Annotated in this window: 6 protein-coding genes and 1 pseudogene; 2 read left to right on the top strand and 5 right to left on the bottom strand. The window is 71.5% G+C overall.

The features are described 5' to 3' along the window. Window positions 1–625 (top strand): annotated as a pseudogene (locus BMY61_RS39845) (serine hydroxymethyltransferase); the annotation flags it as partial. A 59-nt stretch (window positions 626–684) separates the two neighbouring features. Here BMY61_RS39845 and BMY61_RS39840 read toward each other — a convergent pair. Together BMY61_RS39840 and BMY61_RS39835 are read right to left on the bottom strand one after the other, a co-directional pair. Continuing rightward, window positions 685–1,482, bottom strand: a complete 798-nt coding sequence (locus BMY61_RS39840; RefSeq protein WP_236656617.1) for an ABC transporter permease — start codon at window positions 1,480–1,482, stop codon at window positions 685–687. 110 nt (window positions 1,483–1,592) lie between these two features. Then, window positions 1,593–1,988 (bottom strand): hypothetical protein, encoded by a 396-nt coding sequence (locus BMY61_RS39835; RefSeq protein ID WP_042458080.1) that lies wholly within the window; start codon window positions 1,986–1,988, stop codon window positions 1,593–1,595. Window positions 1,989–2,129: 141 nt separating this feature from the next. Between BMY61_RS39835 and BMY61_RS39830 the strand changes: the two genes are divergently transcribed. After that, window positions 2,130–4,916 (top strand): RNA polymerase sigma factor, encoded by a 2,787-nt coding sequence (locus BMY61_RS39830; protein ID WP_052439418.1) that lies wholly within the window; start codon window positions 2,130–2,132, stop codon window positions 4,914–4,916. Window positions 4,917–4,918: 2 nt separating this feature from the next. On the opposite strand, the gene BMY61_RS39825 is transcribed toward BMY61_RS39830, so the two are convergent. The 3 genes from BMY61_RS39825 to betA all read right to left on the bottom strand — a co-directional run bounded on the left by BMY61_RS39825 (window position 4,919) and on the right by betA (window position 7,587). Continuing rightward, window positions 4,919–5,452, bottom strand: coding sequence for a hypothetical protein (locus BMY61_RS39825; RefSeq protein WP_042458074.1), 534 nt, complete (start codon window positions 5,450–5,452; stop codon window positions 4,919–4,921). 180 nt (window positions 5,453–5,632) lie between these two features. Continuing rightward, a complete protein-coding gene (locus BMY61_RS39820) occupies window positions 5,633–5,857 on the bottom strand; it encodes a hypothetical protein (RefSeq protein ID WP_042458071.1) in 225 nt (74 codons plus the stop codon). A gap of 59 nt (window positions 5,858–5,916) precedes the next feature. Continuing rightward, complete coding sequence (betA, locus tag BMY61_RS39815; protein WP_042458068.1) at window positions 5,917–7,587, bottom strand: choline dehydrogenase; 1,671 nt, start codon at window positions 7,585–7,587, stop codon at window positions 5,917–5,919. Window positions 7,588–7,687 lie beyond the last annotated feature (100 nt).

The following is a 7,687-nucleotide window of genomic DNA, read 5'->3' as shown; positions in this document are numbered from 1 at the left end:
GGTCACCACCACCACGCACAAGACCCTGGGCGGCCCGCGCGGCGGCGTCATCCTGTGCAAGGCCGAGCTCGCCAAGAAGATCAACTCCGCGGTCTTCCCCGGCCAGCAGGGCGGCCCGCTCGAGCACGTCATCGCCGCCAAGGCCGTCTCCTTCAAGGTCGCCGCCACCGACGAGTTCAAGGACCGCCAGCGCCGCACGCTGGAGGGCGCCAAGATCCTCGCCGAGCGCCTGACCCAGGCCGACCTGACCGACGCCGGCGTCTCCGTCCTGTCCGGCGGCACCGACGTCCACCTGGTCCTGGTCGACCTGCGCAACTCCGAGCTCGACGGCCAGCAGGCCGAGGACCGCCTCCACGCGATCGGCATCACGGTCAACCGCAACGCCGTCCCGTTCGACCCCCGCCCGCCGATGGTCACCTCCGGCCTGCGCATCGGCGCCCCGGCGCTGGCCACCCGCGGCTTCACGGCCGAGGACTTCCGCGAGGTCGCCGACGTCATCGCCGAGGCCCTCAAGCCGACCTTCGACGAGGCCAGGGCCGCCGAGCTGTCCACCCGCGTCAGCGCGCTGGCCGCGAAGCACCCGCTCTACACCCACGTCGGTGGCGGCGCCTCGCCCACGAGCTGACGGACGGAGCTCGGGTTCGCGGCTCCTCGACCGTCCGGCACGCTGTGCTGCACGACCCCTTACATCGGCGCGTGGAGACCGTCCTCCGCGCGCCGCACGAGTCGCCCACGGCCGACCAGTTCGAGCACGAGGACCACGGCCACCGACTCCACCAGGAGCAGCGCGATGAGCACGAACAGCTGCACCGCGCCTGCGGACAGCGCCGAGGCGCCGCCGAGGAGGACGCCCACGAACGCGCCGGGCAGGGTGACCAGGCCGACGGTCCGTGTCTGGTCGAGCGCCGGGACCAGGGCGGTCGCCGTCGCCCGGCGCACCACCATGAGGCGGGCCTCGCGCGGCAGGAAGCCCAGTGCGAGGGCTGCCTCCACCTCCCCGTAGCGCTGCTGCAGCTCGCTGTCGGCCCGCGATCCGGCGAGGGAGGTGGCAGTCAGCGCCCCGCCGATCAGGATGCCGGCGACCGGGATCACCGAGATGCCCTTGGCGGGCAGCAGCCCGGACGCCAGCAGCAGGCCCAGCACCGGGAAGACACCGACCCCGATCGGCAGGGCGGCCCAGGCCCAGTCCCACCCCGGCCCCCGCTGCGCCCGCCGGCCGGCGGTGCGGACGGCCACGGCGAACATCAGCGCGACGAAGACCGAGGACCACAGCAGCGACCGCACCACCCAGGCGATGACGAACGCGACGGCGGCCAACTGCACGACCGCCCGCAGTCCGGCCCGCAGCACCGCCCGTCCCTGACCGAGCCTGCCCCATCCCGCCACGGCCACGGCCGCGGCGAGCAGGAGGACGACGGAAACGCCGAGCGCCGGGCGGACGGTGAGGAGCTGCTGATTTCCTGCGGCTATCTGTTCGATCACTGCGCCACCCTACGGTTCCTCCCTCCCACGGAAACAGGCGCACCGGGGACACCCGATGCGCCTGTTTCGTCCTTCCACGGCGGGATATGACCGCTGCGCCCTATCGTGGACTACGCCTCGGTGCCGGACGCACCGGACGTGCCGGACGTGTGGGAAGCGCCGTCCCCGGGCGAACTCCATGCCTCGTCCGCGTGCAGGCGCACCGACATCTCGACCAACTGGGTGGGGGTCAGCTTGCCGTCGACGTGACCGTGCCGGAGCAGCCAGCGCTGGTGCCGCAGCGACGGCGGGGTGATCCGACGCGCGACCAGACCGACCAGGTCCCGGCCCGCCGCCGTGATCAGCGTGGTGACCGTCGTGGTCAGCCCGGCCACCACAGCCGCCGCCAGCGCGTGGCCGGGGGTCGCGGCGCCGACGATCGCCGCCGGGGTGCCGGCGGTGATGCCGGTGACCGCAGGAAGGACGTGTCGCGCCACGGTGCGGGCGCGCTGCGAGGAACGGGTCATGATGCCTCCTCGGGCTCGGGGCCGTTCGGAGGGTCGGGCCGGGTTTCCGCGGTCTTCCGCGGAGCAAATTCAAGATTTTTCTGAAGGACGTGTCCGGAGTCCCGCCCGACGGGGCCTGCGGGCCGAAGGGGGACGGGACCCGTGGCCGATGCCGTGCTCGCCTCGCTGACCGAGGAGGAACTGCTCACCTGCCTGCGCCAGCAGCCGCGCCCGCCCGTGCAGGCGAGGACGGAGATCTCCCAGGAGATCGTCCGGCGGGCCTGGCCGACCTCGAGCTCGGTGCTGGAGCGTGTCTTCGAGCCCGGCGAGCATCGGGTGACCTGGGACAGCGCCTGCCAGGAGGCGAACCGCCTGCTGGAGGAGGTGCGTTGGCCACGGCAGAACCTCGACGCCTGGATGGCGGAGATCGTGCTGCTGACGGCGTGGCACGAACCCCGCGCCGGCAAGGAGTCACGCACGCGGGCGCTTGCGGCCCTGCTCGAACATCACCGGCCGTGGCTCCACCGCACGCTGGCGCGCCGCCTGCGCAACCAGGACAGAGCCGAGGACGTGGTCCAGGACCTGGTCATCGACCTCTGGAACGCCCTGGAGGCCGGAAACCTGCCGCAGTCCGACCGGTTCCGCGCCTGGATCGGGGGCTTCGTCCGCCATCGGACGGCTCGCTACTGGACGGAGACAGGCAAGGCCGAACTGCTGGGCCTGACCGAGGACACCGTGGGTGAACTGGCCGACCAGCGGCTGCCTCTACCACTGCCCCCGGGCCACCACGCCGTGCGCCTGACCGACTTCCACCAGCTCTTCCCCCAGGTCCAGGGGACCTTGGAGCCTGAGGACGCGCAACTCTTCGAGTTGCGCGTGCAGCGCGGGATGACGATCGCCGAGACGGCGGCGGTGCTGGGACGTCCGGACAGCCAGATGGAGCGGGCGGCCAGGAAGCTGGATGTGACGCTGGGTGCGCGCTTCCGCATGCTGCTCCTCGTCTCGTACGGCGATCGCGGCCGCTGCGCCGCGCTGACCGGCCTGCTGGACCGGCACCGGCACGACGGGCGCGTCCGGTTCACCCGCCTGCTGTGCGACGAGGTCGCTCAGCACCTGCGCGACTGTACGCGCTGCCGCGAGCAGTTGCGGTGCCTGCACAAGGTTCCGGTGACCGAGTGCGGCACCTGCCTGATGTGCCGGCACGGGCGGGGCGACTGCGGGCTCTGCCGCAGGGAGATGGCACGCCTGTACTGGAGGGCGACGCCGGTTCTGGTCCCGCTCGTCTTCGGCGCCGCATTCCGCGAGCGGATCGGGGACGGGCTCCGGCTCGCAGCGGCCGCCGGATCGGCGGGGAGCAACAACGCGTCGGGAGGAACAGCGGGTTCGCCCGTGTCCAGGCCGCCCGGTCGCCCCGTCGAGGAGCAGCGCGGGCCGGGTGCCGCATCGCGGCCCCGGTTCCGACGGCGCCTCGTGCGCAGCCTGGCGGGCGTCACGGCCGTCGTGACCGTCGTCGCGATCCTGCTGGCGGTCCGACCCGGTCAGGGCGGGCACGGCGCCGGGGACGGACAGGCCGTGGCGGCGTCCATGCCGCTCGTCGCCTACGCCACGCCGACCGGGATCCTGACCAGGCAGGGCGCGGCCGGTGAGCACCTGGTGACCAAGGTGCCGACGGGCACGCAGGTCACCGAGTTGTCCTGGTCGATGGACCACCACTGGCTCGGCTGGACCACACTGCCGACCACCTCCGGCGGCGGCACCCTCCAGGTGCACCTGACCTCGCTCGCCGACGGCGTCTCGCACAGCTGGGACTGCGCCGCGTGCACCGGGATCGGATTCCTCGGCGATCAGCTCTACTCGACGCAGAACGCCACGAGCCTGACGACCTTCCCTCAGAGCGGCGCCGCGCCCGGTGTCCTGACACTCCAGGGTCTCCCTCCGGCGGTGAGCACGCTCAACCCCGACCAGCTGAGCCTGGAGGTCCTGCGGCCGACCTCGGCGGGCAACGAACTGCTGCTCTTCTGGGCCGACTCCACGGGCGGTGCACCGGTGATGCGTCTGCTGCGGGCCGACGCCCGCGGCCTGGTCGCCTCCGTCACCAGCGGCCAACTCCCGGCGGCGCCCGGCGGCGACCGCGCCCAGGGCGAACCGACCTCCCTCAGCCCGGACGGATCCATGCTCGCCTACGGCGGCAACGTCCTGGGCGGGGACGTCTGCGAGTCCTCCGATTCGGTCACCGTCGTGAACCTGGGCACGGGTCAGCAGGTGGCCTCGGTCCAGCTTCCCGGGACGACGGCCCACCCGACGCGCGTCGTCAGCGTCTGGACGGACGGCCACGGGACCGTCTACGCCGGCGCCTTCCCGCAGGCCTTCACCTGTCCGCCCGTCGCGTCGCCCTCGCCGAGCGCGAGCCCCGGGGCGCCCGCTCCGGAGATCTACCGACTCGACGGCGGCACCTGGACCGATACGCACACCACCGCATCCGCCGAGGCCGAGACCGCCACCGGTTGGTCGGCGCTGATCCCCGTGGCCGCGCCGGCGCCCACGGCGTCGGCTTCCGCCGGGTCCGCCCGGCAACTACGACTGCCCACGGACACGACGGCCTTCGCCTGGGCGCCCGCGTCCTGGACCACCCCGGTCCTCGGCCGGCTCTGGTCGACGTATCAACAGGGATTCGGTCAGGTGGCACCCGTGTCCGTGTTCAACGGTGGCGATCCGACCGGTGCGATCCAGGGCATGCACTGGACCTCCTGGGGCGGTCCGCAGGCCGTCGGCACCGGCACCGGCTGGTACCCGGGAACGAACGTGGCCAACGGCCACCCGAGCCCAGCGCGGCTCGTCGCCTCCGACCTCGGCCTGTGCGACGGAATCCTCGCCTACCGGGCCGTCGACTGGTACTTCCCGCAGGAATCGGGCACCAAGCCCACCGCTCACTACTCGATCTGCAACTGAGGTCAGTAGCACCAACCTTCCTGGGACTGTCCGTAGTCACCGCCGTTGTAGTACCAGTGCAGGGATCCGAGCGCGGTCTCCTCGGAGGTCGGGCAGTTGTCACCGGAGAACACGGCCGCCTGGTACTCGTCGCGGGGCGAGTAGTGCACGTCGACCGGCGTGCTGTAGACGTCGGGCGAGCCGACCCCGATGTCGCCGGAGTCGTAGCTGAACAGCCAGTTCGAGTTGCTGTCGATGATGAGGGCGTCAACGGTCGAACCCGCGTTGGCAGGGTTGGTCCGGAACCCGTACGACCACTGGAAGTGAGCCCGGATGGCGCCACCGCCCCCGCAGTAGGGGAGGAACTGCTGCTCGACCTGGCCGGCGTAGGTGCCCCGAACGGTCAGGTTGCCGGGGCTGCCGATGTTGATCCAGGAGCCGCACGAGTTCGAGCTGGCCTGCGCCGTGCCGGCCGTGGTGACGGTGGCTGCGCCGGCCAGGGCGAGGGCGGCGACGGTGACGGCCATGGAGCGGCGGGCCTTGGAGAGCTTGAGCATGGGTGCTGTCTCCTTTTCGACGACCGGCCTCCACTCCCGTGCGGGGAGGCCGACAGCGGCTCGTGAAGCCCTGCACACGCCAGTCTTGAGCAACGCCAACTCGCCTTCAAAGGCGCTCGGTTGGACCCGGTTGAATCCGGTTGCCGGAGGGACGCGACGCTGCGCGCGCTCGCAGCCGGACTACGCCCACTCCTGCAGGGCGAACAGCTCCAGGTGCCCGCAGCTCGTGCAGCGGAACGCGTGGATCTCCCTGCGCCGGCGCCCCATCCTCCTGGCGCCGCCGAGAGGGCCGCGCTGGAGGACCCCCGCGATCCAGCGGGTTGCGCCGGAGCCGCGGGGGTCGTCGAGGAAGCCCGGTTCGAGCTCCTGGGCGTCGCAACTGGTGCAGCGAGTCGGTTCGGTCATGGCGCGGAGCGTAACCGATCACGCCAACGGCGTCGTGGTGAAAGTTTCCTGGCGTGCGGTCAGTCGACGGCAGCCGACCGGTGCCGGTAGAACTCCGTGTGCTCCGGCTCCAGCGGGGTGTTGCCGAGCAGGAGGTCGGCGGACTTCTCCGCCAGCATCATCACCGGCGCGTAGATGTTGCCGTTGGTCACGTACGGCATGGCCGAGGCGTCGACGACGTGCAGCCCCTCCAGGCCGTGGACCTGCATGGTGGCCGGGTCGACGACGGACATGTCGTCCGTGCCCATCTTGCAGGTGCAGGACGGGTGCAGGGCGGTCTCGCCGTCGCGCGCGACCCAGTCGAGGATCTGCTCGTCGCTCTCCACCGACGGGCCGGGGGAGATCTCGCCGTCGCTGAACGGGGCAAGAGCGCCCTGGCCCAGGATCGAGCGGGTGACCCGGATCGCCTCCACCCACTCGCGGCGGTCCTGTTCCGTGGAGAGGTAGTTGAAGCGCAGCGCCGGATGGACGCGCGGGTCCAGGGACTTGATCTTCACCGACCCGCGGGCGTCGGAGTACATCGGACCGATGTGCACCTGGTACCCGTGCCCGCCCGCCGGCGCGGATCCGTCGTAGCGGACGGCGATCGGGAGGAAGTGGAACATCAGGTTGGGGTAGTCGACCTCGTCGTTGCTGCGGACGAAGCCGCCGCCCTCGAAGTGGTTCGTCGCCCCTGGCCCGCTGCGCAGGAAGAGCCACTGGGCGCCGATGAACGGCCGCCGCCACATCTGCAGCTGCGGCTGCACGGAGACCGGCTGCTTGCACGCGTGTTGGACGTAGACCTCCAGGTGGTCCTGGAGGTTCTCGCCGACGCCGGGCAGGTGGTGCACGGGTTCGACCCCGAGCGCGGCCAGCTCGTCCGCGTTGCCGACGCCGGAGAGCTGCAGCAGCTGAGGGGAGTTGATCGAGCCGCCGCACAGGACGACCCGCCCGGCCCGCACCTGCCGCGGCGCGCCGCCGCGCGGGGTGTACTCGACGCCGACTGCGCGCTTGCCCTCGAACAGGACGCGGGTCACGAGCGCCCGGGTCCGGACCTCCAGGTTCGGGCGGCTCTTGACGGGGTGCAGGTAGGCGCGCGCCGCGCTCAGGCGCCGTCCGCGCCGCAGGTTGCGGTCGAACGGCGCGAAGCCCTCCTGCCGGTAGCCGTTGACGTCGTCGGTCAGCGGGTAGCCGGCCTGCTGCACGGCCTGGAAGAACGCGCCGAAGAGCGGGTTGGTCGCGGGCCCGCGTTCCATCTGGAGCGGGCCGTCGTGCCCGCGCCAGCCGCTGTCGGGTTCGAGGTCGCCGAGGCAGTTCTCCATCTTCTTGAAGTAGGGCAGGCAGTGGGCGTAGTCCCAGCTCTTCAAGCCCGCGTCGGCGCCCCACCGCTCGTAGTCGAGCGGGTTGCCGCGCTGGAAGATCATGCCGTTGATGCTGCTGGATCCGCCCAGGACCTTGCCGCGGGCGTGGTAGATGCGGCGGCCGTTCATGAACGGCTCCGGCTCGGACTCGTACTTCCAGTCGTAGAAACGGCTCCCGATGGGGAAGGTGAGCGCGGCCGGCATGTGGATGAAGACGTCCCAGGGGTAGTCCGGGCGGCCCGCCTCCAGGACCAGCACCCGGTTGCCCGGATCCGCGCTGAGGCGCGCGGCGAGCGCACAACCCGCCGATCCTCCACCGACGATGACGAAGTCGTAGTTCTGCATGGCCATGGGGGTTCCTGCCGTATCTCTCGGCAACCGTGACAGAGGAAAGAGAAGAGTTTCACCAAATGAAACGCGATCCGTATGGCGCAACAGTCTCCGGCCGCTC

Origin of the sequence: Streptacidiphilus jiangxiensis (assembly GCF_900109465.1) — a bacterium.
GTDB lineage: Bacteria > Actinomycetota > Actinomycetes > Streptomycetales > Streptomycetaceae > Streptacidiphilus > Streptacidiphilus jiangxiensis.
This window is presented reverse-complemented; position numbering and strand designations above follow the sequence as displayed.

What these genes read in the sequence shown, in the direction of transcription:
- BMY61_RS39835 (WP_042458080.1), bottom strand. Translation starts at nt 1,988, where the DNA reads ATGACCCGTTCCTCGCAGCGCGCCCGCACCGTGGCGCGACACGTCCTT.
- BMY61_RS39825 (WP_042458074.1), bottom strand. Translation starts at nt 5,452, where the DNA reads ATGCTCAAGCTCTCCAAGGCCCGCCGCTCCATGGCCGTCACCGTCGCC.
- BMY61_RS39820 (WP_042458071.1), bottom strand. Translation starts at nt 5,857, where the DNA reads ATGACCGAACCGACTCGCTGCACCAGTTGCGACGCCCAGGAGCTCGAA.
- betA (WP_042458068.1), bottom strand. Translation starts at nt 7,587, where the DNA reads ATGGCCATGCAGAACTACGACTTCGTCATCGTCGGTGGAGGATCGGCG.